The organism is Rhodococcus spongiicola (genome assembly GCF_004011835.1).
GTDB lineage: Bacteria > Actinomycetota > Actinomycetes > Mycobacteriales > Mycobacteriaceae > Prescottella > Prescottella spongiicola.
In genome coordinates this window covers 42,923-66,394 of record NZ_RKLN01000004.1, presented here as the reverse complement: position 1 = coordinate 66,394, position 23,472 = coordinate 42,923, and the positions used below count along the sequence as shown (strand labels likewise).

Sequence of the window (23,472 nt, the reverse complement as noted above, 5' to 3'; positions counted from 1 at the left end):
TTGCAATCTACTCACCAGTAGGGGTACGACCATGCCTGCTCCGTCAGCGGCGACCTTCGCCCGCCTCGCCGACCTCATCGCCATCCCGGACGCCGCGGACCGTCTGACGCGCCCGGTCATCGAGGCCTTCACCGGGCGCGAACTCGCCACCGTCCCCGTCGGCACCGCGGCCGACACGATCGCCGCGGTCGAGCGGGCGCGCGTGGCACAAAAGGCGTGGGCGAAGCGGTCACCGGCCGAGCGTGGCGAGGTCTTCCTGCGCTACGCCGAGCTCGTACTCGAGAACCGTGGCGCCCTGTTGGACATGGCGCAGGCCGAGACCGGCAAGTCGCGGGCGTCCGCGCAGGAGGAGGTCCTCGACATCTCGCTGACCTCTCGCTACTACGCGCGTCAGGCCCCGAAGCTGCTGCGCCCCAAGCGCGTTCAGGGCATGATGCCCGGCATCACCAAGACTGTCGTCCGCCATCACCCCAAGGGTGTCGTCGGCGTCATCTCGCCGTGGAACTACCCGATGTCGCTCGCGGTGGGCGACGCTATCCCGGCGCTGCTCGCCGGCAACGCCGTCGTCCTCAAGCCGGACAGCCAGACCCCGTACTGCGCGCTCGCGTGTGTCGAACTGCTGTACCAGGCCGGGCTGCCCCGCGATCTGTTCGCAGTGGTGCCGGGCCCCGGTTCGGTGGTCGGTACCGCGATCGTCGAGAACACCGACTACCTCATGTTCACCGGTTCCACTGCCACCGGACGTCTGCTCGCCGAGCAGGCCGGGCGCCGGTTGATCGGCTTCTCCGCCGAGTTGGGCGGAAAGAACCCGATGATCGTGACCAAGGGCGTGAACCTGCGCGAGGTCACCGACGCGGCGGTCCGCGCATGCTTCGCCAACTCCGGCCAGCTGTGCATCTCCGTCGAACGCATCTACGTCGAGGAGGCCATCGCCCCCGAGTTCATCCGCATGTTCGGCGAGCGTGTGCGGAACGTGTCCCTCGCGCCGGGCTACGAGTTCGGCATCGAGATGGGCAGTCTTGTGTCCGAGGATCAGGTCAAGACGGTGTCCGGGCACGTCCAGGACGCGGTCGCCAAGGGCGCCACCGTGGTGGCCGGCGGCAAGGCCCGCCCCGACCTCGGTCCGCTGTTCTTCGAGCCGACCGTGCTCACCGGCGTCACGGAGGAGATGGAGTGCTACGGGAACGAGACGTTCGGTCCGCTCGTCTCGATCTACCCCGTCGCCGACGTCGAAGAGGCGATCCGCCGCGCCAACGACACCGAGTACGGACTCAACGCGAGTGTGTGGGCGGGCAGCGACGCAGAGGGCGAGGCTATCGCGGCCCGTGTGATGGCGGGCACCGTCAACGTCGACGAGGGCTACGGTCCGACGTGGGGCAGCACCGCGGCCCCGATGGGAGGCATGGGCGTGTCCGGCGTCGGGCGCCGGCACGGCGCCGAGGGCCTGCTCAAGTACACCGAGGCGCAGACCGTCGCGACCACCCGCGTGATCAACCTCGGGGGCCCGCGCTGGCTTCCGGCGAAGGTCTGGGCCAAGATCCTGCCGCCGTTCGTCAAGGGAATGAAGTACCTGCCGAAGCGCTGATCTCCGGCTCCCTCACCGACCTCCGCGCCCGCCCTTGCCGATTGGCAAGGGCGGGCGCAAAAGGTCGTGGAGTGGCCCGGCCGCACTGAACCGGCGCCCGAGTGGACCAGGCCCCGGACGTGCTTCATCACCCTCTGGTGGGTGGAATCACCTGCCAGAGGACAACGAGAGCAGCGGCCGCAATGGCACACGAAACCGCGAACATGATCGCCATCAAGGGAGACCCCGTAAGGCCGAGGGTCACCCCCAGGACGAGGATGGACAGCACTGCGACCACCACCGCCTGGATCACCCGTACCGGTGACCGGCTCGGTTGTCCGGGCACCGTTATCAGGTACCGCGTCGGCTCATTGCCACACCCACACTCGCGGCCCCCAGAACGACGACCACTGCGCCGACCACGACGTTGGACCAGATCATTCCCGCACTCGTGCTCACACCGGACACCAGCCAGGGTGAGACGATCAACCAGACTCCCAGCAACGGAGCAACGAACGTGATGCCGTGCGTCCGCCCATAGGTTGTGGTGTGACCGACTGCCAGCAGTGCGACAGCGAGCCCGGCGAGCATGTTGGTCATCATCAGGGTCGTCTGACCGTTGAACCCGACAATGAACGACGATGCCGCTGCGTAGAGACCGGCCAGCACCAGCAGCCCTCCGGCGAACTGTAGGGCGGGTCCTTCGCCCAGTTCGTCGTAGCTGTCGCGAAGGGCGGCAATATCCGGATGGGTTTCCATCGACATGCTCGGTGATGTCGACATCGCAATCATCTCCTCGACCTTGTTCGATCTGCTCGGTCAAGTATCGGAAGCACCCAATTCGGCGCAGCCGCAGTGAGGTCAGTCAGTGCCCTGGCCGAACCCGGTGATTCCGGCCCTTACTCTTACGGTAATCCCGCAAACCGGGTCACGTAAATCCCGCCAACCGGGCCCGCGCACCCTGCCTGGTTGTCCGGCTCGAGTCGTTTGGTGCCAGGCCCAGTCCCGAGGATTCCGAGTGCCGTGTTCTGTTCCCGACACGGGGTCGCAAGGCATTCTGAGGTGGGAGAACGTCAGTGAACGCACCGCAGTCATCGAGGTCGCCGACCGAACGATCCCGCGTCGCGGAGATACTGCGCGACGAGACGGTCGGCGGGGCGTTGCTGCTGGGGGCGGCCGCGATCGCCCTGATCTGGGCGAATTCGCCCTGGTCCGCCTCGTATTTCACGATCGGGCAATTCGAACTCGGCCCCGCTGCGCTCCACCTGAACCTGTCGATCAGCTCGTGGGCCGAGGAAGGGCTCATGGCGATCTTCTTCTTCGTCGCGGGCCTCGAACTGGCCCAGGAGGTTACCTCGGGGGAGTTGCACGGGCGTCGGCGGGCCGCCGTCCCGGTGGCCGCGGCAGTCGGGGGCATGGTGGTGCCGGCGGCGGTGTACGCGGCGGTGAATCTGGCCGCGGTCGGCGGAGATCTACGAGGCTGGGCCATCCCGGCGCCGACCGACATCGCCTTCGCGCTCGCGGTTCTCGCGGTCATCGGGTCCCATCTGCCGGCTCAGTTGAGGGCCTTCCTGCTGGCACTCGCGGTGGTCGACGACTTCCTCGCGATCGTCATCATCGCGACGTTCTTCTCCGAAGCACTCTCCTTCGGCGCCCTCGCGGCCGGCATCGCGGGCATCGGGGTCTTTGCGGTGGCTGTCCGCAGGGCTTACCGACCGTGGTGGCTGTTGGTACTGATTGCCATCGCCACGTGGATCTTGTTCCATTCCTCGGGGATTCACGCGACCGTGGCCGGTGCAGCGCTGGGGCTCGTCGTACCGACCCGCGACGAGCAGCACGGGAGGAGCCTGAGCGCCCGGTACGAACACATACTGCGCCCGGTTTCGGCGGGACTCGCGGCCCCGGTCTTCGCATTCGTCGCTGCCGGCGTCACTGTCGGTGGCCTGTCCGGCCTGGGGACCGCGCTTTCGGATCCGGTCGCGATGGGCGTGGTTCTCGGCCTCTTGCTCGGAAAGCCGATCGGGGTCTTCGGGGCCACAGTGCTGTTCGCCCGCTACGGCCCCGGCCGCCTCGAGCCCGGGCTGGGTCGGGTCGACTTGTTGGGCATCGCGGTCATCGCGGGCATCGGGTTCACCGTGTCCCTCCTCATCGTCGACCTTGCCTACGGGTCGGAAACGGTGTTCGGATCCCATGCGACGCTCGGGGTGTTGGTGGGTTCGAGCCTTTCCGCGGCGGTCGGGGCGGTGATCCTGTCAATGCGAAACCGCACCTACCGGATGCTCACAACGACCGCGCCGAGCGAGGGCGAGTCCCCCGAGCGGAGCGAGTCCGAGGAAACAGAGCGGGGCGAGTCCGAGGTAACCGAGCGGAGCGAGTCCGAGGAAACAGAGCGGGGCGAGTCCGAGGAAACCGAGCCGGGCGAGACCGACGAAACCGAGCCGGGCGAGACCGACGAAACCGAGCCGGGCGAGAATTCAGATACCTGAGTTGTACCGCCGGTGCCGGCCCAGGTCGGCTCGTTCGGTGCTGATCGCGTCGGTCAGCCGCACCAGACGACCGAACGTCGGGCCCATTCGGCGCGGTCGACGAATGATCGCGTCGCAGATGACTTGTCCGCCCTGCTCGGATGTCAGTGCCGGGGCGTCGGCGTACTGCTTGTTGGGGGCGATCATCGCGGTCTTCACCAGCGGCATGTACACCGATGTGAAAGTGATGTTCTGGTGAAGGGTTTCGGCCTGGAAGCAGGTGGAGACCTCGTCCAGCGCGGCCTTCGAGGCCACGTACGCGGAGTACCGGGGGCCGCCGAACAGGTTCGCCACCGAGAGCACGTTGATCACCTGGCCGAACTGGCGTTCCCGCATTCCCGGGAGCACCCCCAGCATCAGGCGCACCGCCGCAAAATAGTTGAGCTGCATGGTGCGTTCGAAGTCGTGTGCCCGCTCGTACGAGTCGGCGAGGGAGCGGCGGATGGACCGCCCGGCGTTGTTGACGAGGATGTCGACGCCGCCCTGCTCGGCCAGAACCTTACTGATCATCGCTTCGGAGGCTTCCGCATCGTTGAGGTCGCACGGGTAGGCGAATGCCTGCCCTCCGCGGGCCGTGACTGCGTCCACGACCTCTTGAAGTTCGGCTTCGCGGCGGGCGACGAGGATGACGACGGCACCGGCGGCGCCGAGTTCGATGGCGGCCGCGCGCCCGATCCCCGACGACGCCCCCGTGATCAGCACACGGCGGGAGGCCACCGCCCCAGCGAGCGTGCGGCCTCGACGCCGCGCGAACGGGCCGCGGGTGTCGAGAGCGTGCTTGGCCTGGAACCACCACCCTGTCGCAGTCACGGTGAGCGATCCTATATCACCGATATGACGGGTATCACCGATATGACGGGTCAAGCGGTGGTTGCGAGTGCCGCCGCGAGTCCGAGTGCGGTTGCCATGGCGGCCGATTCGACGACCGCCCAACGCAGCGACGCATCCGCGCCCATTTGATGCGCGGACGCGGGAACCACCCAGACGCGCCGTAGCCACCAGCCCGCGGCCAGCAGCGCGGCGAGGGCGATGATCTTGGCGAGCACCACCCGGCCGTACCCGGTGGTGACGAGCGGGGCCACCCCACCCAGGCGGATCGCCGCATTGACGACGCCGGTCGCCGCCACCACCCATACACAGCGCGCGGCAATCGTCGAATAGCGCGGCAGCAGTGTTGCCCATGCGCCGCGTGAGTGGACGGTGAGCGCGAGCGCGGCCAGCATCCCGAACCAAGTGGAGGCGGCAAGGACGTGGGCGGCGCCGAGCAGCGCCCCAAGTATCTGCTGCGACATATGGCCGCTGGCCGGGCGGGTGATCAGAGCCAGTCCGGACAACGCCAGCACCGGGGCCGCGGCCCACGGCAGACTTCGTCGGTACGCTACCGCCGCGGTCACGGTCACCAGCGCCACACACACCACGGTGAGGACGCCGAGTCGGCCCGCGTTGACCACGCGCACGAAGTCGATGACCGTGCCCGGCGCCACCGCGAATCGTGAGCGGCCCTCGGCCTCGGCGGCCTCGACGACAACCAGGACGACCTCGGCCACCGTCCACATGCCCGCCAGCGCCGCGGTGGACTGCCACAACAGTCCGGGGTCGAGAGCGGGTCGGCGCTCGTCGCGCTGCAGAAACTGCCAGGCGGTGAGCCCGAACACCGTCGCACCCAGACCCACGGCCAGCACACGGACCACGCTCGTGGGGGATGGGCCGTCCGGGGTGGCGAGCATCCACGCGATGCCCACCCCGGCGAGCGCGGTGACGATCGTGGACAGTAGCCAGGTCCGCCCGGAGACGACCGGACGCACCGTTCTCATAGGCGACGGTCAGCCCTGGCCGCGCGGTCTGCGTAGCGCGAACCACAGGCCGCCGCCGAACACGACGACGCCGACGCCGACGAACACCCAGATCAGCCCGCTGTTGCCTGACGAATCGTCGGAACTGCCGGACGGCGCCGCAGCCGCCGGGCCCGGGGTGCCGGCGCCTTCCTGGGTAAGCGTGAACACCTGGGTGCCACTGATGGGATGGCCGTCGGCGGAGGTCACTCGAAACGCGATAGTGTACTCGCCGGCCGGGCCGAGACCGTCGAGCGGCACGCTGACGGTGTCGCCCTGGACCGTCGGATCGCCCTTCGACCACAGGTTGCCGTCCGGTCCGACGACGGTCAGCGATGCGAAGTTCTGGTGGAGCGCCTCGTTGAACTGGAGAGTGACCTGCTGGGGGGCGGTCGTGATCTGGGCGCCGTTCTCGGGGCTGCTCCCGATGAGGGCCGAGTGTGCGGACGCCGCGCCGACCCCGAGCACCATGGCGAGCACCGCCACGAAGCCGACGACGACGGCACCCAGGCCGGTGGTACGGACGCCGGTGATCCTGTGGCCGGTCATGAGCGACGGCTCCGAATCATCGCGACGGCGCCGAGGGCGGCGCCAGTTGCACCGAGCACCAGGCCGATGCCGCCCAGCCAGCGGGCGGTGCTGTCGCTGGTTCCGGTGGTCTCTCCGGCCGTGGTGGACTCGTCGACCCTGCTTTGAGCGTCGAAGTCTTCGGTGCCGGTGGTGAGCGTCAGTGTCGGTGCCGGCTCGTCCGGTTCGCCGCCGCCTGGGCCGGGCGTCTGGGTCCAGTGCACGACGGTGCCGTCGCTGTAGGTCTGGGTAGTGGGGAACTCCACCTGGTCCTGCTCGGGAAGAGGGCCGGCGTAGAGCACGAACTGCTGGAACTGGCCGGGTTCGATGCTCACCCCAGGGTGGGCCGTCCAGGTAACCGACGTCGCGGTCTCGGTCGCGGGATCCCTCTGGACGGTGGCCGTCCAGCCGGGCATCGGTTCGGTACGAGCCGACAGGAGGTTCGGCAGCTCCACGGTGAGCGCGGTGGTCCCGGCGGAGCTGGACTCGGTGGGCACGCGGAACGTGAGGACGGTGTAATCGCCCTGCTGGGCGCCGGGCGCGGTGACCGAGACCTGGGCCGGGGCCGTGCCGGCAACCAGCAGCAACGCCCCACCGGCCGCAGCCCCGGTGACGAGCACGCGGGCGAGGGTCTTGTTCATTTTCTTCAGGTGTCTTTCTGTGCGGAGGTACCGGTGCGCTGGTCAGGCGCACAGGGGTGGTCCGCGTCGGGAGAATCCCACGGCGAGCACAGCGAGACGCGGTGCGCGATCGAGCCTACGCGGCCGGAGGACCCGCGTCGGCCGGGCGCCGACCGTCGGCGGCGTGAGGACGACGCGCAGGACATTGGTGACCGGCCCGTAGAGCCGTTCCGCGGTGAGGATCAGGCCCGCACAGACGACGGTGGCCACGGCGTGCGCGGCGAGCATCGTGAATCCCGATGCCCCACTGTGCACATGGGCGTCGGAGGCGAGGGCGAGCGCGAGGTGGCCGGCGCCCTGTCCCGCGGCCAGTGCTGCAAGCAGGGCACACCGGCTGCGGTTGAGGACAGGTACACCCCCGACGGCCACGCCGACCCCGGTACAGACCGTGAGCAACAGCGTCAGCGCAGTCGAGTCGGGGAGTGTGCCGCCGCCGAACCCGTGGGCGGCCCCGGCCAGAGAGGCCGCCGTCGCCCCGACCGCACCGCCACGGAGACCGGCGGTGGGAGCGGGACGACCTGTTGGCACGGTGGTCGGAAGAGCGCTAGCGGACGCCGAGGCGCGACAGAATGTCGGCCTCGACGCCGTCGAGTTCCGCGGAGATGGCTTGGTGAGCCTGCTTGCGGCGCGAGGGCGGCATCTGCTCGGCCGAGCGGATGGCAGTGCCGAGGTCGGTCAAGCGCGAGCGGATCGCGGAGGCGAACTGCTTGGTCTCCGCGTCGGCGGGGTGGCGGGCGACGATCTCGTCGAGGGACTTCTCGGCGCCGGCGATGCGGGCGCTGAGCCTGGCGCCGTGACCGGTGAACTCCCCGAGTCGATCGACCGCGATGCCCATCTGTTCGGCGCGCTGGGCGTCGATCTGTGCGCGAAGCGCGGTTGCGCCGCGGTAGGCGATCGGCACGATGATGGGGGCGAGCAGGCGCGCGACGCCGAGGTAGCGGCGCAGCTTCCCGACCGTCAGGCCCTTCTCGGAGGCCTTGATGGCGGCCTTCTCCTGCGCCTTCAGCGTGGCGATCTGGGCCTTGTCGACCTTCTTCTGCGCCTTCCTGTCCGCGCGGTTCTTCTTGCGGTCGTTCTTCGCGCCGAGCTTGGCCTCGAGCTTGGCCTTGTGCTTGAGCGCCTTCGCCTCGGCCTTGCGCGTGGCGCGCCGCTTACGTTTCTTGAACAACCCCACTGGAATGGCCCCTCCATCTGGTGTTTCGGTGCAGGCGCGGACCGCGTCACGGCCTATCTGTGCTTGTTCCTGATCGCCGCTTTCGGCTTTACCCTAGGTGAGCACATAATCTTGCACATCGTGTGTTCCCCCAACGGTCCGCAGGAAGGCGCCCCCGTGCTGCTCGAGCCGGGAGCTCTCACGCGGTGCCGACACCGGATCCATCTCGACGCCAAGTACCCCGACCAGCTTGCTGAAGCCCCTCAAGACATCGGCGTCAAGCAGCGGCAGGAAGCGGCAGCCGCGAAGCGTGAGGCGGTGCGCATCCAGCTGATGGATGCGGACCCCGACGCATGGGTGCGGATCGCGCCCGACGAGCCGCAGCGTGCCCGCGCAACCCTCGAGGCGTGCCGGGCCGGTGCAGCCAAGATCTGGGGCGCGGTGCTGCCGCCCGAACGTGACACCGGTCGGCGCGGAGGCGCCGAGATCCTGCTGCGCGACGCCGAGCTCGGCGGCTACATCCCCGTCATCGTCGTCAACCACAAGGTCACCGATCCGGGTCGCGGGGCGACCACGTCGGGTCTGTTCGAGTGGGCACCGACGATCGACGAGACCCGCAAGGTCCGCTCACACCTACGCGACCAGATGCGGTTGGCGCACCTGTACCGGATGCTCGAGCGGCACGGTCTGGCCAGCCCGTCGCTGCTGGGCGGTGCGATCGGCTACGGCGCCGACTGCGTCCTCGTCCACGATCTGGCCACTATCCTCGACGACTACGACGAACGGTTCGCCGACCGGATCGCGGTCGCCCGCGGCGAGGCGGAGACGGTGCCGTCGCAGATCGGCGAGTGCCGCTCGTGTCCGTGGTGGGAGGGCTGCCGAAAGCAACTCGAGCAGACCCGCGACGTGTCGCTGGTGGCGTCCGGGGCGCGCGCCGAAGTGCTGCGCGCTCGGGGAGTGCGCACCATCGACCAGCTTGCGGCGTGGGAGGGCGAGGCCCCGGAGGAGTGGCCGCACAACTCGTTCCACGACACCGTCGTCAACGCGAAGGCGTGGCTCGCCGGGGCGCCGCTGGTGCGCCGCCACGAGACGGTGACCGTGATCCGCGCCGACGTCGAGGTCGACATCGACATGGAGAGCTACCAGGAGCACGGCGCCTACCTGTGGGGAACGCTGCTCAACGTCGCCGGTACGTCGGTGTACCGCCCGTTCGTGAGCTGGGATCCGGTGCCCACCGTCGACGAGGCGCGCTCGTTCGCCGAGTTCTGGACGTGGCTCATGGCCGAGCGCGATGCCGCTGCGGCTACCGGGAAAACCTTTGCCGCGTATTGCTATTCGCGCACAGCCGAGGACAAGTGGCTGTTGGACTCGGCCCGGCGCTTCGCCGGCGTGGAGGGGGTGCCCACCGTCGCCGAGATTCGCGAGTTCATCGACAGCCCCCAGTGGGTGGACATCTACCAGGCGGTTGGCGAGAACTTCGTGTGCCCGAACGGCAAGGGGCTGAAGAAGATCGCCCCCGTCGCCGGCTTCAACTGGCGTGATGCCGAGGCCAGCGGGGAGGCTTCGATGAGTTGGTACCGCGAGGCCGTCGGCTATGACGGCGAACCCGACCTGGCCCAGCGCCGACGGCTGCTCGAGTACAACGAGGACGACGTCATCGCCACCAAGGTACTGCGGGAGTGGATGAGTGAGCGGGCGGTCGACGAGATCCCGCACGAGTCGGAGATCTAGCGTCCCGCCTCGGGAACACTGCGCGCCCAGACGGCGAGGCCCCGGGACCGAACGTCCCGGGGCCTGGCGTGCGTCGCTGACTACCGCGGCGCCATGCGCAGTGCGCCATCCATGCGGACGGTCTCGCCGTTTATGTAGTCGTGCTCGGTGAGGAACTGCGCCAGCTGCGCGTACTCGCCCGGACGGCCCAGGCGGGACGGGAAGGGGATGCCGGCCTCGAGGTTCTCGCGGTACTCGTCGGTCACGCCCGCGAGCATCGGGGTATCGATGGTGCCGGGGGCGATGGTGTTGACGCGGATACCGACCTGCGCGAGATCGCGCGCCGCGGTGATCGTCATCGCGTGCACGCCGCCCTTGGACGCCGTGTAGGCGATCTGACCGATCTGCCCCTCGAAGGCCGCCACCGACGCGGTGTTGATGATGATGCCGCGCTGGCCGTGCTCGTCGACCGTTGGCAGGTGCTGCATGGCGTTGGCCGCCAGCCGCATCACGTTGAAGGTGCCGATCAGGTTGACGTTGATGACGGTGCGGAACAGCTCCAGCTGGTGCGGGCCACTCTTCGACAGAATCCGGCCGGCCCAGCCGACACCGGCACAGTTGACGACGGCGCGCAGCGGAATCCCCGCTTCGCCGATCTTGTCGAGCGCGGCCTGCACGTCGTCCTCGTTCGTGACGTCTCCGGCGATGAACGTCACGCCCGCGGGTGCCTCGCCGGCCCGCTCGATGGACGGTGCCAAGTCCAGCCCGAACACCGTGGCACCGGCGTCGACGAAACGCTTCGCGGTCGCGGCCCCCAACCCGGAGGCCGCTCCGGTGATCAGTGCCGCGGTTCCCTGGATATCCACTGCTGTTCCCCTTCGTCTCGGCTCGGCCGATCTCGGCCGGCGGTTATGTTCTGCACCATAACGCGGGGGCGGAGGATCCGGGACCGGGGCTTCGGCAACGAATGAGAGCGGGGCCGTCTTGGCTCGTCTCTCGACTCTGGGCCGGCCGACCGGCTGTCGGTGGTGGCGGATACTCTCTCCTGTTCGCTTGTGGACGCTAGATGGGGGCAAGGTCACGTGATCACTGGTGAGATCAAGAGCAAAGTCGATGCGGTTGGGGATGCGTTCTGGACGGGTGGCATCTCCGACCCGCTTGAGGTGATGGAGCAGATCACTTACCTGCTGTTCATCCGCCGCCTCGACGACGAGCAGACCAAGGCGCTCAACCAGCAGAATCTGCTGGGCGTGACGGTCGAGAACAAGCCCTTCCCGGACGGCAACGACGAGGAGGGCCGTCCCTACGACGAGCTGCGCTGGTCGCGGATCAAGAACATGTCCGCCGAAGAGGCCTTCGATGTGGTGGGCCAGCGGGTGTTCCCGTTCATCAAGTCGATGCGCGGCGACGACTCCACCTACGCGCAATTCATGAAGGACGCGCGCCTGACCATCCCCAATGCCGGCATGCTGCAGCGAGTGATCGACCGCCTCGACCAGGTGCCGATGGGCGATCTGGACACCAAGGGCGACATCATCTATGAGTACCTGCTTGCGAAGATCGCCAGTGCAGATCAGAACGGCCAATTCCGTATGCCGCGGGACATCATCCAGTTGATGGTGGAGATGACGGCGCCTAAGCCGGGCGACACCATCGTGGACCCGGAGTCGGGGCTGCCGACGACGGTGCGGGACACCTACGAGATGGTCAAGCGCTTCGACCTCATGATCCTGCGCGGACAGTTGGCGGTCCACTACTGCGACGACACGCTCTCGACCTACCGGATGCCGATCCAGCAGATCGCCGATGGGCTGCTCGACGAGGGACTGAACATCCCGAAGGTGAAGGCAAAGGAGGCGCTGCTTCGCGAGGTGGCCGGCGACGAGTGGTGGCAGCACGTGACGCTACAGATGCTCGAGCACGCCCGTCGCGAACTGCGCTCAATTGTGGGCCTGCTCTACACCGACTTCGAGGACACTCTTGACGACGTCGCGGAGATCGACATCGTGGTATGCCGCCACGCCACGGACGTCGAGCGGTTCAAAGCCAAGGCGTGGAACTATCTGCGTCGTCGACCCGACAACCTCGCGCTGGAGAAACTGCGGAACGGAAAACCCCTCACACCTGCGGATCTGGATTCGCTGGAAGAACTCCTCGCCGGCAGCGGCGCCGGCGACTCCGAGGATCTTGAGCGGGCGGTCGAGAACGCGCAGGGATTGGGACGGTTCATTCGCTCACTCGTGGGCTTTGACACGCAGGCGGCCACCGAGGCGTTCGAGGAGTTTCTGCATGGAAAGACCGCGACCGCAAGGCAGATCGACTTCGTGAACCTCATCATTTTGCATCTGACCAGGCACGGGGAGATGGACCCCAAGCTGCTGTTCGAGTCACCGTTCACCGATCACGCCCCGCTGGGGCCGAGCCAGGTGTTCGGTGACGAACAGGCGGTGCGGCTCGTCCAGGTGATTCGATCGATCAACGCCTCCGTCGAGCCCGCCGAGGCGGCCACCGCCTGAAGCAGGCTCCTGGACCCAGTCTGTGATCGGCGGCAGGTAAGTGGGCCGAACGTCTACTGCCCGGGATCGATCCCGCTGAGCGCCTGCGCGTTCCCCTGCTCGGCGGCGCCGAACCGTGCAGCGATCTTCTCGAACACCGCCTGCATCTGCTCGACGGTGGCGATGTGGTCGCCCAGGGCTTGGTCGAGCGCGTAATCGCCGCCGGACGCCTTCTGCTCGAACTTGCGGGCCAGCGCGATACCGGAGGGTAGGTGGCCGAGGCCGTCGATTCTGGCGAGATCTTTGGCGCGGTCTTGGAGCATTATCAGTTCGTCGCGCAGCTGCTCGCAGCGTGCGGCGCACTTCTCGGCAACACCCGCTCCAGATAGAGCTCGCCACCCTCGACCAGTTCACCGAGTTCTTTCCACGAAGGGTTCATCCACATGACTGAGCCTTCCGTCAGCGGGGTAGGGATCGTTCGAGGAGTCTTGCGTTCTCGATTGCTCGAGGGCAGGGGCTTTCCGACGGGGGCAGCCCCTTGGCCAGACTCGTCTGCAGCATCAGGGTGTCCGGGCCGGCGGCGAGCACGACGTCGCAGTGCTCGTTGCGGGTGTCGGACGTCTCGCGAACCGTGAACGCCTCGCGCCCAGCGAGATCGATCGGGGTGACGTCGATGAAGCGTTCGTTCGTGAGAATCTCCTCGAGCGGCCTTCCGGTGGCGAAGATCGTGACGAGGAAGGAGATGCCGGGGGAGTCGTTCCAGTTGCACAGGCTCCAGCCCGGCTGCTTGACGCCCAAGATGTCACGCTCCTCCGACGCCGGGTCGACGCCGATCGCGAGTAGCACATCCTCCGGGACGTCGCACGGATCGAACATCGGTTCCTCGGACTGCGCCATTGCTGTCTGCGCTTGGCCCCCGCCGGCCGCCGTGCCGCAACCGGTCAGCGCGAGGATGCCGACCGCGACGGCGGCAGCGGCACCGCATCGTTTCAATGACCCCATGCTCCCCCTCCGGTACGCAAATTCGTCCTTCGGAACAGATGTACAGGAAGCGCTCTCGGTTCCGTGCGCCGGGTTGACCGATCTGGTCCGGTCGACCGAGAGACCAGTGCTGGCAGATAGAGTCGTCGGGTCGGTCGCTCGTTTGGTGCTGGATAGGGGCCTGGTCACGTGATCACTGGTGAGATCAAGAACAAAGTCGACGCGCCGTGGGATGCTCTCTGGACGTGCGGCATCTCCAATCCGCTCGCTGCGAAGCAGACCACCGGCATCGCCTCGATCGACATGACGCAGCCTAGGGCCCATTCTCTGAAATTGCCTTCCCAGGATCTGCAGGAAGGCTTTGCGACGTGCTCGGGCAGTCGACGAAGACTACTTCGAATGACCAACCCGCTCGTGGGTACAGACGGACCCGTGTTGATCGACCATTTCGAAGGAGCGCTCAATGTCTGACGACGGTGTGAGTTCCCTGTCGGCATGGATGGAATTCGCCCGACCTGTCCTGCAAGTTCTCAGCGACGGCGCCGTATGGACCTTTGCCGACCTGCGCGCGGCGGTCGCAGCGGCGATGAGTGAGGGTACTGGGGATCCGGATATCTCTGCCGGTCCGCGGGCCGAGAAATTCGTGAGGGCAGTTCGAGATCTCGTCGCCGTCGGCGCGGTGACCCAGGAGTCCTCGAGTCGAACATCCATCACTCAGTTCGGCCGGCAATTGCTCGCCGCCGACCCTGTCGAGACCACTCTCATAAATCAGCTTCCAGCGTATCGGGAGGCTACAAGCATGCAGCACATCGCTTCCCGCGAGCCTGTGGAAGACAGGCGGGAAGCGTATTGGTTCGTCGACGCACACCATGCCGGCGTCGAGTCGAAGGACCAAACCCAGCGGTTCCTCGACGGGGGGATCTGGGAGAACAGCGTCGCCGACAAGTACCTCGACCAAGTCGGATCGATGCAACCCGGCGACCTGATAGCGATCAAGCACGCATACATCCGGCGTGCCGATCTTCCGTTCGATGGTCGGGGGCGCGATGTACCGGTAATGGCGATCAAGGCCACTGGGACCGTCGTAGCCAATCTTCGCGACGGCCGGATGGTCGAAGTGGATTGGGACCCTGCGGAACCCTTGCGTGAGTGGTACTTCTACACCTCCGAGCAGACCGTCTGGCGGGTGGAGCGCGGAGATTGGATGCGGGACGGCCTGATCGACTTCACCTTCGACTGGGCCGAACAAGACCTCGACCGCTTCCGCAATGCCCCAGACTGGGCCGACCGCTTCGGTGACGATGCGGTAGCCGTCGTCGAACCCGGCGACGAGTCCGAGATCGACGAAGAGGCGTTGCAGGGTCGCACCGACGCCTACACCCTCACCGACATAGTCGCAGACGGCTGCTTCGTCCCCGAACCGGTGCTCGGCGACTACCTCGATGCCCTGCGGACCAAGAAGAACCTCATACTGCAGGGTCCGCCCGGCACCGGCAAGACCTGGCTGGCCAAGCGGCTCGGCTACGCCCTCATCGGCAGCAAGGACCGGAACCTGCTGCGAGCCATCCAGTTCCATCCCACGCTCGCGTACGAGGACTTTGTCCGCGGCTGGCGTCCCAGCGGTGACGGCAAGCTGCAACTCGAGGACGGGATGTTCCTCGACATCGTCAACGCCGCGCGGGCCGACCCCGGCAACAACCACGTGCTCGTCATCGAGGAGATCAACCGCGGCAACCTCGCCCAGATCTTCGGTGAGCTACTCACCCTGCTCGAGAACAGCAAGCGCACCCCTGGCGAGGCGCTCGAACTGTCCTACCGCCGTCCCGGCGAGCCACCCACCTACCTGCCCGAGAACCTCTACATCATCGGCACCATGAACCTCGCCGACCGTTCCCTCGCGATAGTCGATTTCGCGCTTCGCCGCCGGTTCGCCTTCCGTAACCTCGAGCCGACCCTCAACGAGTCATGGCGTCGCTGGGTATCCGAACACAATGACATCCCCGACGACTTCCTCACCGTGCTGGCACACCGCGTCAACGCCCTCAACGACACCATCGCCGCCGACCGCTCGCTCGGCGAGCAGTACCGCATCGGGCACAGCTTCTTCACCCCGTACGGCGCGGCTCGTGTCGAAGACCCGGCCACCTGGCTGCGACGGGTGGTCGACTCCGAGATCCGGCCGCTGCTCGACGAGTACTGGTTCGACGACCCGGAGCGCGTCCAGAAGGAGGCGGAGGCACTGCTCGGGTACCCGCTGTGACAGGGGTTATCGTCAGCGGCCGCACCCGCATCCCCGTCCGGAACCTGTGGCTGCTGATGCTGTACGCGTCGAGCCTTTACCGCGACGACGAGTCGCTGCGGCGCAGCGGCGTCGAGGATAACCCGGAAGACCTGTGCGATATCGTCGCGGAGATTCTCGCTGACGCCGTCGAGACCCGACTGCAGCGCACCCTCGGCCACGCCTACCGGCCGCGCAATGCCCATCTCACCCGCGTCCGTGGGCAGATCGACATACTCGAAACCACCACCCGCCAACTCTTGTCCCGCGGACTGGTGGCGTGCCGGTTCACCGAACTGTCCCTCGACAACCCGCGCAACCGGTTGATGCGCACCGCGCTCGCCGTCGCTGCCGGCCGGGTACGAAGCCAACCGCTGGCCGACCGGTGCCGCAACCTCGCCGACACCCTTGTCCAAGCCGGAGTCTCACCTCGCCCTGTCGGAAGGAGTGAAGTGTCCGGCGTCGTGCTCGGCCGGAACGATGTGGCCGACGTCTCCGCTGTCGACGCCGCGAAACTGATACTGGCGATGGACATCCCGACCGAGGACGACGGATCGGGTCACCGCTGGGCCGCGTCGCGGGAGGTGACCGAGCTGCGACAGCTCTACGAGACCGCGGTACGCGGGTTCTACCGAGCTACCCTCACCGCGCCGTGGCGAGTGCTCCGGCATGACAAGCAGCTCCTGTGGTCCACATCGGACGAGACCGGACGAGTTCCGCAGATCCTTCCGGAGATGCGGGCCGACGTTGTCCTCGAGACCTCCGAACGGAGAATCGTCGTCGAAACCAAGTTCGCCGACGCGCTCGAACCCAACCAGAACGGCGTAGTACAACTCGCCCCCGGGCACATCTTCCAGCTCTACGCCTGCATCCAGTCCCAACACGAGCAGGACTCGCTCGCCGCCACGGCCGAAGGTGTGCTGCTCTACCCGACGGTCGGTGAACACCTCGACGAATCGGTGACCATCCAGGGCCATCGCTACCGCTTCCTCACCGTCGACCTTGCCGGCAGCACTGCCGACATCCGCGCCGCGCTCGCCGCGGTCACCGAGGATCGCATCGACGAACCCGAGGACACTCATGCGTGACATCCCACGTGCCGCGAGCGAAGCCAGTTTCGAGAGACTGCGGCTGGACCCGGATTTCGACGCCGCTGTTGAATCCGCGGCTGATTACCTTGGCGCCGCCTTCAGTGATCCGGCTTGGAGTGAGAAGAAGGAGTGGACGTTGAGTTGTCTACCAGGCACGAACAAGACGTCCGAGATCGAGCGCCTCTTCACGCTCAATGTCGGGCCCATGCAAGTTCTGTACATGTGGCGATACACGGAGAACGCCGAGAGTGATACCTGGCTGAGCCTGTACGTATCGGCAAGTGCGCTCGAGCGACGGTCCGGGAACTCGCTCGAGGAACTGTCCGAACGGTACTCTTCGCTCGCATTCGAGAAGTCGTCGCTGCCCTCGGCGGACGATGACGGAGCGGTAATTCACTGCTTGTTGGATGACGAGTCATTGGACCAGCTCGACGAACTGCCGCTCCAAGAGTCGATCCGGCCCTTCGTCGAGCGCCTCGTCAGCAAGGGGAAGAGCCGGTACCCCCAGCACCACAACCGGTGGTTCGCACAGCACGTGCTCGACATGATGAAAGAAGCTGCCTGACACAGTCGATTCGAGGCGATGCGCCTCGAGCTGTAACCCACGGTACCTACGGGTCTCGTTGACGTATAGCTGTTTTCGACGCGGGTGGGGGAGAATGGGGCGCTAACGAGCGGCTCTCAGTCAGGCGGGGCGCCATCTGGGCCGTGGTTGCCGGTGGGAGAGCGGGCTGAACGTCTACTGCCCGGGATCGATCCCGCCGAGCGCCTGGACGTTCGCCTCCTCGGCGGCGCCGAACCTCGCTGCGATCTTCTCGAACACCGCTTGCATCTGCTCGACGGTCGTGATGTGGTCGCCTAGGGCCTGATCGAGGGCGTAGTCGCCGCCCGACGCCTTCTGCTCGAACTTGTGGGCCAGGGCGATGCCGGAGGGCAGGTGGCCGAGGCCGTCGACACTGGCGAGACGCTTGGCGCGTCCTTCGAGCTTCACCAGTTCTTCTCGTAGCTCTGCACAGCGTTCGGCGCACTTCTCGGCGATGCCCGGCTCGAGGTAGAGCTCGCCACCGTCGACCAGTTCACCGAGTTCTTTCCACGAGGGATTCATCCACATGATCGAGCCTCTCTCGTCAGCGGGGCAGAGACGGTTCGAGGAGTTTCGCGTTCTCGATCGCCTGCGGGCAGGGACTCTCTGACGGTGGCAGCCCCTTCGCGAAATCCGTACGGAGCATCAGAGTGTCCGGACCGGCGGCGACCAAGACATCGCAGTGCTCGTTGCGGGTATCGGACTTCTCACGGAATGTGAAGGCCTCATCGCGTCCGGGTAGGTCGATCGGGGTGACGTCGATCGCGCGTTCGTTCGTGCGGATCGTGTCGAGCGGTCTTCCGGTGGCGAAGATCGTGACGAAGAAGGAGACATCGGAATCATTCCAGCTGCACAGGCTCCAGCCCGGCTGCTTGACTCCCATGATGTCGCGCTCTTCCGTTGCCGGATCGACGCCGATCGCGAGCAGCACATCCTCTGGAATGCTGCACGGATCAAAGACCGGTTCCTCGGACTGCGCCTTTGTCTCCGCCTGCCCCTCGCTCGTCGACCCGCAGCCAGCCAGCACCAACACACTGACCGTGGCGACGATCGCGCCGCCCCTCCGTCCCATGAACCCCACGCTTCTCCTCATTTCCACAACGCCCGCTCATCGAATCAGACGCGCCGGGGGCACGCCTGGTTCCGCCGACCATTGACGCCGGACTTGATCTCTCCCCGGGCGTTAGTCGACGCGACGGGCACGGTTAAGGTACTCGCCGAGTAGGGGAGCCAGCAGGGGGGATCGATGGTCGACCAGTTGCCGCGCCGTGCCGGGGGTGTGCTCTATGTGCCGATGCTGCCGCGGAACGGGTCCGGCCAGGTCCAGTTGGAGTTGAGGACCCTGCCGGATGGCAGGTTGGCACTACCGGGATACACCTCCCTGAACCGACTGACCCAGTGTTGCGGGAAGGGCCAGCCGTGGGGCGCCATCGATTCCGGCGGGTTGGACGACATCAAACGCATGACCGGCTACGACGTGGTTCTACTCGACGCCGAGATGCCCTCCGGCTCAAGGCGAGACACCGTGCCGTATGCCCAGGACGAGGAAGAACCCGGCGGCCATCTTCCGGCCTCGTTCTTGGAGGAGCCGTACGGGACGGGAAGACGGGGGAACAGCTGGTGAGTGGCGACGGTCTGAAGGTCGATCACCTCACCGAGACTGCGAAGATCCTTACCCGGAACGCACAAGAGGTGGATGCGCTGGGCGAGGATGCCCCGCAGGTGCCGAACGCGGGACTGTCGACGGCGGTGGTCGGTGACGCGCTTGTGGAACTGGCGCAGGCGATGTCGTTCGTGGCGCAAGCGGCGTTGAGTGCCGCCGATACTGTGCAGGTCTGCGACGCGAACTACGCCGCCACCGACTGGGCGAACGGCCAGTACTTGTCCGGTGCCGGGGAGCAGATGCCGGAGACCTCGGGCGGGGGATCGCGCTGATGCCCATCTACGTGCGTGTCGACGCCGATCCAGAGTCCTGCATCGAATGTGCCGTCGCCCTCGACCGGCTTGCGGAGGGAGTCGACCGAGCTGCGCGCGGCTTTTTCGATGCCCGGGATCAATCCGAGGAGGACTGGGATGGTGATGCGGGAGACAATTTCCGTACGGCGGTCGACAAGTTCGGGCGGTCGACTGTCGAGATGGCCGACCGGGCGGGGGATCTGTCCACGGCTCTGCGAACGTTCGCCGACGAGATGAACACGGTCAAGGAACGGATGACTCGGGCCGCAGCCGAAGCCCTCGAAGCCGGCCTGTGGGTCGGCCCTGACGTGTGCTTCCCCGACTGGATCGGCGACCCCGAACCGCTGCAACCCCCGGTAGGTCCGTGGAGTATCGACCAGCTCACCCAGCAGGCGATCAAGGTCGCGGCCTATGGCGTGGCCCTCGAATCGGTGGCCGAGGCCAGGGGGAAGGAGCGACTCGCCCATGAAGACCTCCGTAAGGCCTTCATCGGCACGGACGGCGACAACGGTGATGACTGGCTCGATCGCCTGAAGGGCTCGGCCGGTTGGATGGCAGGGGGCGCCGCGCTCAGCTACGTGGGCGCCGCGGGCCAGGAGGCTGACAAGTGGGGTGCGATCGCGCAGACCCGGGCCACCCAGGTTCAAACGTTCCGAACACTTGCGGCCGAGGCCGCCACCGACTCGGTGCGGCACGCCGCTACGAACGCCGCCAACACGTTCGCGCCCGCCGCTGACGACGCCGCGAGATTCGCTGCTCAGAACTCCAGGCTGATCGGGGGGCAGACCGGCAGTCGCGCAGCCCAAATCCTCAACGCTGGGATCGTCCCCCGGAGCGCGTCCCAGGTCGTCCCCAAGGGCGTGTACTCGGTCGGATCCAAGATACCGGCGGCCGGGGTTCTCTTTACCGGCTATCAGATCCACAACGACTTGCAGGGTGCCGAGGACGGAGGCGACATCGCAAAGATTGTTGCGAAGGACGCGGGTGGGTTCCTAGCGGGAACCGCCGCAACTAGCCTGCTTCTCGCCAGCGCGGCTGGCGGACCGGCCACCATCGCCGCAGTCGGAGTGGGAGTACTCGTCAGCTACGGCGTCGGCGAACTCATCGAATACGTGGCGGACTGACCCGATGACCCACTTCTTCCCCCGCAGGGACTTTCGCCTTCCTCCGATCCCCGATCCACAGACCGGCGACCCCCGCCCACCCGCGGCACCCCGCCGGGAAAGCTCCGCCTACGAGACGACACCGACCGACCGAGCCCCAAGGAAAGCCCCACCCGCGCCCGAGGACCTCGGCCCCACTCTTGAGTGGTCACAGTTTGCGACCAAGCACCGAGTGCAAGCCGCGCTTGCCATGTCGACGCTGATGACGGCGTTCATCATCTTCACGGAGCGTGGATTCGATTGGACCGATGAATGGTTCCCTTGGTTCTGGATAGTCGTGAGCGGTGTGTTCTTCTACTGGAGAGGTGGCTGCGAGTGGATGGCGGCCGGCGCTGTGTGGGTCCAGGAAGGCCCGAAGTGGGTCAACACCTACGAGTTGGTCCGGATCAGATTCAGCGTCGACGGACTCAACCGGGTACTGCGCATCGAGGATGCCGACGGCAGGAAGATCCACTCCTTCGGTCTACGAGATGCCCAGAGCAATCCGCTGATGTGGGATCTGGTCTACAACGGCATCCTCCACTCCGTCGCCTCCGGCAACTGCGACATCTCACGTAAAGCACGAAAGGTCCTGCAGATCCCGCCGTCTCTCGGCGAGGAGGGCGAACACCTCGCGGACTGACGATGACTCACTACTTCCCGCGCAGGCAGTTCGGCCCTGCCCCGATGCCCGACCCGCAGACGGGCGAGCCTCGCCCGCCCTCGGCACCCCGTCGCGAGAGTTCCGCGTTCGAGACGACTCCGACCGACCGGGTCCCGAGAAAGCCGCCGCCCGCCCCTCAGGACCTCGGCCCCACCCTGGAATGGTCACAGTTCGCACCCAAACACAGAATGCAAGCGGCGGTCGGCATGCCAGCGATCCTTCTGGCGTTCTTCACCGTCACAACGGGCGGATTCGACTGGGTCGATGACTGGTTCCCCTGGATCTGGACGGGACTGACCGGCGCATTCATGTATTGGAGAACTGGCCAAGAGTGGATGGCTGTCGGCGCTGTGTGGGTTCAGGAAGGCCCGAAGTGGGTCAACACATACGAGCTGGTCCGGATCAGATTCAGCGTCGACGGACTCCGACGGGTGCTGCGTCTCCAGGATGCCTCCGGCAGGGAGATTCACTCTTTCAGTTTGCGTAACGTCCAAAGTAATCCGCTGATGTGGGACCTGGTCTATAACGGCATCCTCCATTCCGTTGCCTCCGGCAACTGTGACATCTCCCGCAAAGCCCGGAAGGTCCTGCAGATCCCACCTTCCCTCGTCCGGGAGGGTGAAGGACAGACGAGCGAACCTCGATGACCCACAACCTCTTTGCTTTTGAGACATGAGCGCGTCCGTGAATGTGAACCCGCGCTCTCCCTGGCAGAAGTGCTGTTCGAAGCCCATGCGGCCGACGCCTCAGCGGTATACAAGGGCTGAGTCCGTAATACCGAGTCTCGTTGACAGTTAGGAGTTTCGGCGTGGTGTGGGGAAGGGGACACCGATGAAAGAAGACGTCGTCATTGCGCTTCTGTTCTTCATAGCCGCAGCGGCGAGCGGCTTGGCTGCATACGCCGGGTTCCGGGGCTGGGTCACCGACCCGGGAAAGGGCTACGAGGTGCCCGACAAGGTACAAGAGAGTCCCGAGTTGTCGCGCACCGCGAACGCACTCGTGGCCCGCTGGTGCAGCGTGGCGGCGATCCTCGCGCTGATTCCGGCGGTAGCCCTTGTTCCGAGCATTCTCTCGGACATGAACATCCAGCTTCCGCTCTGGAAACTCGCGGTCACAGCTCTCTACGGCATGGCCGTCACGACGGTGGGTGGGTACCCGTTCGAGCGCATCTCTCGTCTGTGACTCTTCGGTGGAGGACTAGTCCGCGCGGTCAGCGGTCGGGATCGATCCCGCTGAGCGCCTGCGTATTCGCGTCCTCGGCGGCGCCGAACCTCGCGGCGATCTTCTCGAACACCGCCTGCATCTGCTCGACGGTGGCGATGTGGTCGCCGAGGGCTTGGTCAAGCGCGTAGTCGCCGCCCGATGCCTTCAGTTCGAATTTGCGAGCGAGGGCGATACCGGAGGGCAGGTGGCCGAAGCCGTCGACACTAGCGAGACGTCGTGCGCGTTCTTGGAGATCCATCAGTTCGCCTCGCAGCTGTTCGCAGTGTGCGGCGCACTTCTCAGCGACACCCGGTTCGAGGTAAAGCTCGCCGGCGTCGACCAGTTCGCCGAGTTCTTTCCACGAGGGATTAATCCACATGATCGAGCCCTTTCGTCAGCGGGGCAGGGATGGTTCGAGGAGTTTCGCGTTCTCGATCGCTTGCGGGCAGGGGCTTTCCGCCGGTGGGAGTCCCTTCGCGAGACTCGTGCGGAGCATCAGGGTGTCCGGGCCGGCCGTGAGCAGGACGTCGCAGTGCTTGTTGAGGGTGTCGGACGTCTCACGGAACGTGAACGCCTCGCCGCGTCCGGGGAGGTCGATCGAGGTGACGTCGATCGCGCGCTCATTCGTGCGGATTGCGTCGAGCGGCCTTCCAGTGGCGAAGATCGTGAAGTAGAAGGCACGGTCGGTCTCGCGCCAGCTGCACAGGCTCCAGCCCGGCTGCTTGACACCCATGATGTCGCGCTCTTCCGTTGCCGGATCGACGCCGATCGCGAGCAGTACATCCTCAGGGACGCTGCACGGATCGAACACAGGCTCCTCGGACTGCGCCTTTGTCTCCGCTTGCCCCTCGCCGCCCGAACCACACCCGACCAGCGCCAACACACTGGCCGCGGCGACGATCGCGCCGCCCCGCCGTCCCATGAACCTCACGCTTCTCCTCATTTCCGCAACGACCTGCTCATCGAAATCAGACGCATCGGGAACGTACTCGGTTCCATCGAAGACGCACGCTGTGACGGCAGTGATACGCAACATCTTTTCAAAGAT

General features: G+C 66.3%; 28 protein-coding genes. 14 read left to right on the top strand and 14 right to left on the bottom strand.

Translation table 11 applies throughout. The annotated features are described in order from the left end of the window. The first annotated feature begins 31 nt into the window (after nt 1-31). Nucleotides 32-1,585: a succinic semialdehyde dehydrogenase gene (locus tag EF834_RS11745; protein WP_127947422.1), complete on the top strand. Its 1,554-nt coding sequence runs from the start codon at nt 32-34 to the stop codon at nt 1,583-1,585. 330 nt (nt 1,586-1,915) lie between these two features. Here EF834_RS11745 and EF834_RS11735 read toward each other — a convergent pair whose 3' ends face one another. Further along, the gene (locus EF834_RS11735) at nt 1,916-2,347 is read right to left on the bottom strand and encodes an SPW repeat protein (RefSeq protein WP_127947420.1); all 432 of its coding nucleotides are present in this window, start codon (nt 2,345-2,347) and stop codon (nt 1,916-1,918) included. 293 nt (nt 2,348-2,640) lie between these two features. On the opposite strand from EF834_RS11735, the gene nhaA reads away from it, so the two are divergent. Beyond that, nucleotides 2,641-4,050, top strand: coding sequence for a Na+/H+ antiporter NhaA (gene nhaA / locus EF834_RS11730; protein WP_127947419.1), 1,410 nt, complete (start codon nt 2,641-2,643; stop codon nt 4,048-4,050). Here the strand turns inward: nhaA and EF834_RS11725 are convergent. Genes EF834_RS11725 through EF834_RS11700 form a run of 6 tightly spaced genes read right to left on the bottom strand, consistent with a single transcriptional unit; the run spans nt 4,039 to nt 8,342 of the window. Further along, nucleotides 4,039-4,899, bottom strand: coding sequence for an SDR family NAD(P)-dependent oxidoreductase (locus EF834_RS11725; protein WP_127947418.1), 861 nt, complete (start codon nt 4,897-4,899; stop codon nt 4,039-4,041). The genes nhaA and EF834_RS11725 overlap by 12 nt on opposite strands. Nucleotides 4,900-4,949: 50 nt before the next feature. Then, complete coding sequence (locus tag EF834_RS11720; protein WP_127947417.1) at nt 4,950-5,903, bottom strand: CopD family protein; 954 nt, start codon at nt 5,901-5,903, stop codon at nt 4,950-4,952. 9 nt (nt 5,904-5,912) lie between these two features. Beyond that, nucleotides 5,913-6,470: a copper resistance CopC family protein gene (locus EF834_RS11715; RefSeq protein WP_235871138.1), complete on the bottom strand. Its 558-nt coding sequence runs from the start codon at nt 6,468-6,470 to the stop codon at nt 5,913-5,915. Next, nucleotides 6,467-7,129 (bottom strand): YcnI family copper-binding membrane protein, encoded by a 663-nt coding sequence (locus EF834_RS11710; RefSeq protein ID WP_127947416.1) that lies wholly within the window; start codon nt 7,127-7,129, stop codon nt 6,467-6,469. Before EF834_RS11710 ends, EF834_RS11715 begins: the two co-directional genes overlap by 4 nt. A 42-nt stretch (nt 7,130-7,171) precedes the next feature. After that, on the bottom strand, nt 7,172-7,696 hold the full coding sequence (locus EF834_RS11705; protein WP_127947415.1) for a hypothetical protein: 525 nt from the start codon (nt 7,694-7,696) through the stop codon (nt 7,172-7,174). Between the two features lie 16 nt (nt 7,697-7,712). Further along, on the bottom strand, nt 7,713-8,342 hold the full coding sequence (locus EF834_RS11700; RefSeq protein WP_127947414.1) for a DUF6474 family protein: 630 nt from the start codon (nt 8,340-8,342) through the stop codon (nt 7,713-7,715). 120 nt (nt 8,343-8,462) lie between these two features. On the opposite strand from EF834_RS11700, the gene EF834_RS11695 reads away from it, so the two are divergent. Then, a complete protein-coding gene (locus tag EF834_RS11695; RefSeq protein ID WP_408014502.1) occupies nt 8,463-10,052 on the top strand; it encodes a TM0106 family RecB-like putative nuclease in 1,590 nt (529 codons plus the stop codon). 80 nt (nt 10,053-10,132) lie between these two features. Here the strand turns inward: EF834_RS11695 and EF834_RS11690 are convergent, their stop codons facing one another. Further along, nucleotides 10,133-10,897: an SDR family NAD(P)-dependent oxidoreductase gene (locus EF834_RS11690; protein ID WP_127947413.1), complete on the bottom strand. Its 765-nt coding sequence runs from the start codon at nt 10,895-10,897 to the stop codon at nt 10,133-10,135. A gap of 216 nt (nt 10,898-11,113) precedes the next feature. Here EF834_RS11690 and EF834_RS11685 point away from each other — a divergent pair, with 216 nt between their 5' ends. Next, nucleotides 11,114-12,547, top strand: a complete 1,434-nt coding sequence (locus EF834_RS11685; protein ID WP_127947412.1) for a type I restriction-modification enzyme R subunit C-terminal domain-containing protein — start codon at nt 11,114-11,116, stop codon at nt 12,545-12,547. Between the two features lie 53 nt (nt 12,548-12,600). Here EF834_RS11685 and EF834_RS11680 read toward each other — a convergent pair whose 3' ends face one another. Then, on the bottom strand, nt 12,601-12,849 hold the full coding sequence (locus tag EF834_RS11680; protein ID WP_235871137.1) for a hypothetical protein: 249 nt from the start codon (nt 12,847-12,849) through the stop codon (nt 12,601-12,603). Nucleotides 12,850-12,985: 136 nt separating this feature from the next. Further along, complete coding sequence (locus EF834_RS11675) at nt 12,986-13,528, bottom strand: DUF3558 domain-containing protein (RefSeq protein WP_127947411.1); 543 nt, start codon at nt 13,526-13,528, stop codon at nt 12,986-12,988. Between the two features lie 168 nt (nt 13,529-13,696). Between EF834_RS11675 and EF834_RS11670 the strand changes: the two genes are divergently transcribed. The 4 genes from EF834_RS11670 to EF834_RS11655 are packed head-to-tail and all read left to right on the top strand — an operon-like array spanning nt 13,697 to nt 17,441. Continuing rightward, nucleotides 13,697-13,978, top strand: coding sequence for a hypothetical protein (locus tag EF834_RS11670; RefSeq protein ID WP_127947410.1), 282 nt, complete (start codon nt 13,697-13,699; stop codon nt 13,976-13,978). Beyond that, a complete protein-coding gene (locus EF834_RS11665) occupies nt 13,971-15,767 on the top strand; it encodes an AAA family ATPase (protein WP_127947409.1) in 1,797 nt (598 codons plus the stop codon). Before EF834_RS11670 ends, EF834_RS11665 begins: the two co-directional genes overlap by 8 nt. Further along, nucleotides 15,764-16,873: a 5-methylcytosine-specific restriction endonuclease system specificity protein McrC gene (mcrC, locus tag EF834_RS11660; protein ID WP_235871136.1), complete on the top strand. Its 1,110-nt coding sequence runs from the start codon at nt 15,764-15,766 to the stop codon at nt 16,871-16,873. The genes EF834_RS11665 and mcrC overlap by 4 nt, the downstream gene beginning before the upstream one ends. Continuing rightward, nucleotides 16,866-17,441 carry a hypothetical protein gene (locus tag EF834_RS11655; protein WP_127947408.1) on the top strand — a complete coding sequence of 192 codons (576 nt, stop codon included), beginning with the start codon at nt 16,866-16,868 and terminating at the stop codon, nt 17,439-17,441. The genes mcrC and EF834_RS11655 overlap by 8 nt, the downstream gene beginning before the upstream one ends. A gap of 174 nt (nt 17,442-17,615) precedes the next feature. On the opposite strand, the gene EF834_RS11650 is transcribed toward EF834_RS11655, so the two are convergent. Both EF834_RS11650 and EF834_RS11645 read right to left on the bottom strand, forming a co-directional pair. Beyond that, nucleotides 17,616-17,987, bottom strand: coding sequence for a hypothetical protein (locus tag EF834_RS11650; protein WP_127947407.1), 372 nt, complete (start codon nt 17,985-17,987; stop codon nt 17,616-17,618). A gap of 16 nt (nt 17,988-18,003) precedes the next feature. Further along, a complete protein-coding gene (locus EF834_RS11645; RefSeq protein ID WP_127947703.1) occupies nt 18,004-18,531 on the bottom strand; it encodes a DUF3558 domain-containing protein in 528 nt (175 codons plus the stop codon). Between the two features lie 174 nt (nt 18,532-18,705). Between EF834_RS11645 and EF834_RS11640 the strand changes: the two genes are divergently transcribed. From EF834_RS11640 to EF834_RS11615, 6 genes are all read left to right on the top strand, one after another. Beyond that, nucleotides 18,706-19,083, top strand: coding sequence for an SAV_915 family protein (locus tag EF834_RS11640; protein WP_127947406.1), 378 nt, complete (start codon nt 18,706-18,708; stop codon nt 19,081-19,083). Next, entirely contained in the window at nt 19,080-19,394 is a 315-nt protein-coding gene (locus EF834_RS11635) for a hypothetical protein (protein WP_127947405.1), read from the top strand. The genes EF834_RS11640 and EF834_RS11635 overlap by 4 nt, the downstream gene beginning before the upstream one ends. Further along, nucleotides 19,394-20,539 (top strand): WXG100 family type VII secretion target, encoded by a 1,146-nt coding sequence (locus tag EF834_RS11630; RefSeq protein ID WP_127947404.1) that lies wholly within the window; start codon nt 19,394-19,396, stop codon nt 20,537-20,539. The genes EF834_RS11635 and EF834_RS11630 overlap by 1 nt, the downstream gene beginning before the upstream one ends. Nucleotides 20,540-20,750: 211 nt before the next feature. Next, nucleotides 20,751-21,200: a hypothetical protein gene (locus tag EF834_RS11625; protein ID WP_235871135.1), complete on the top strand. Its 450-nt coding sequence runs from the start codon at nt 20,751-20,753 to the stop codon at nt 21,198-21,200. A 227-nt stretch (nt 21,201-21,427) separates the two neighbouring features. Beyond that, the gene (locus EF834_RS11620) at nt 21,428-21,868 is read left to right on the top strand and encodes a hypothetical protein (RefSeq protein ID WP_235871134.1); all 441 of its coding nucleotides are present in this window, start codon (nt 21,428-21,430) and stop codon (nt 21,866-21,868) included. Between the two features lie 184 nt (nt 21,869-22,052). After that, a complete protein-coding gene (locus tag EF834_RS11615) occupies nt 22,053-22,403 on the top strand; it encodes a hypothetical protein (protein WP_127947403.1) in 351 nt (116 codons plus the stop codon). A 28-nt stretch (nt 22,404-22,431) separates the two neighbouring features. Here the strand turns inward: EF834_RS11615 and EF834_RS11610 are convergent, their stop codons facing one another. Then, nucleotides 22,432-22,803 (bottom strand): hypothetical protein, encoded by a 372-nt coding sequence (locus EF834_RS11610; protein WP_127947402.1) that lies wholly within the window; start codon nt 22,801-22,803, stop codon nt 22,432-22,434. A 15-nt stretch (nt 22,804-22,818) separates the two neighbouring features. Next, the gene (locus tag EF834_RS11605; RefSeq protein ID WP_127947700.1) at nt 22,819-23,346 is read right to left on the bottom strand and encodes a DUF3558 family protein; all 528 of its coding nucleotides are present in this window, start codon (nt 23,344-23,346) and stop codon (nt 22,819-22,821) included. Between the last annotated feature and the right edge of the window lie 126 nt (nt 23,347-23,472).

Coding starts and splice junctions, on each gene's coding strand:
- EF834_RS11745 (WP_127947422.1), top strand. CDS start 32: ATGCCTGCTCCGTCAGCGGCGACCTTCGCCCGCCTCGCCGACCTCATC.
- EF834_RS11735 (WP_127947420.1), bottom strand. CDS start 2,347: ATGTCGACATCACCGAGCATGTCGATGGAAACCCATCCGGATATTGCC.
- EF834_RS11720 (WP_127947417.1), bottom strand. CDS start 5,903: ATGAGAACGGTGCGTCCGGTCGTCTCCGGGCGGACCTGGCTACTGTCC.
- EF834_RS11715 (WP_235871138.1), bottom strand. CDS start 6,470: ATGACCGGCCACAGGATCACCGGCGTCCGTACCACCGGCCTGGGTGCC.
- EF834_RS11710 (WP_127947416.1), bottom strand. CDS start 7,129: ATGAACAAGACCCTCGCCCGCGTGCTCGTCACCGGGGCTGCGGCCGGT.
- EF834_RS11680 (WP_235871137.1), bottom strand. CDS start 12,849: ATGCTCCAAGACCGCGCCAAAGATCTCGCCAGAATCGACGGCCTCGGC.
- EF834_RS11675 (WP_127947411.1), bottom strand. CDS start 13,528: ATGGGGTCATTGAAACGATGCGGTGCCGCTGCCGCCGTCGCGGTCGGC.
- EF834_RS11665 (WP_127947409.1), top strand. CDS start 13,971: ATGTCTGACGACGGTGTGAGTTCCCTGTCGGCATGGATGGAATTCGCC.
- EF834_RS11655 (WP_127947408.1), top strand. CDS start 16,866: ATGCGTGACATCCCACGTGCCGCGAGCGAAGCCAGTTTCGAGAGACTG.
- EF834_RS11650 (WP_127947407.1), bottom strand. CDS start 17,987: ATGTGGATGAATCCCTCGTGGAAAGAACTCGGTGAACTGGTCGACGGT.
- EF834_RS11645 (WP_127947703.1), bottom strand. CDS start 18,531: ATGGGACGGAGGGGCGGCGCGATCGTCGCCACGGTCAGTGTGTTGGTG.
- EF834_RS11640 (WP_127947406.1), top strand. CDS start 18,706: ATGGTCGACCAGTTGCCGCGCCGTGCCGGGGGTGTGCTCTATGTGCCG.
- EF834_RS11630 (WP_127947404.1), top strand. CDS start 19,394: ATGCCCATCTACGTGCGTGTCGACGCCGATCCAGAGTCCTGCATCGAA.
- EF834_RS11620 (WP_235871134.1), top strand. CDS start 21,428: ATGCCAGCGATCCTTCTGGCGTTCTTCACCGTCACAACGGGCGGATTC.
- EF834_RS11615 (WP_127947403.1), top strand. CDS start 22,053: ATGAAAGAAGACGTCGTCATTGCGCTTCTGTTCTTCATAGCCGCAGCG.
- EF834_RS11610 (WP_127947402.1), bottom strand. CDS start 22,803: ATGTGGATTAATCCCTCGTGGAAAGAACTCGGCGAACTGGTCGACGCC.
- EF834_RS11605 (WP_127947700.1), bottom strand. CDS start 23,346: ATGGGACGGCGGGGCGGCGCGATCGTCGCCGCGGCCAGTGTGTTGGCG.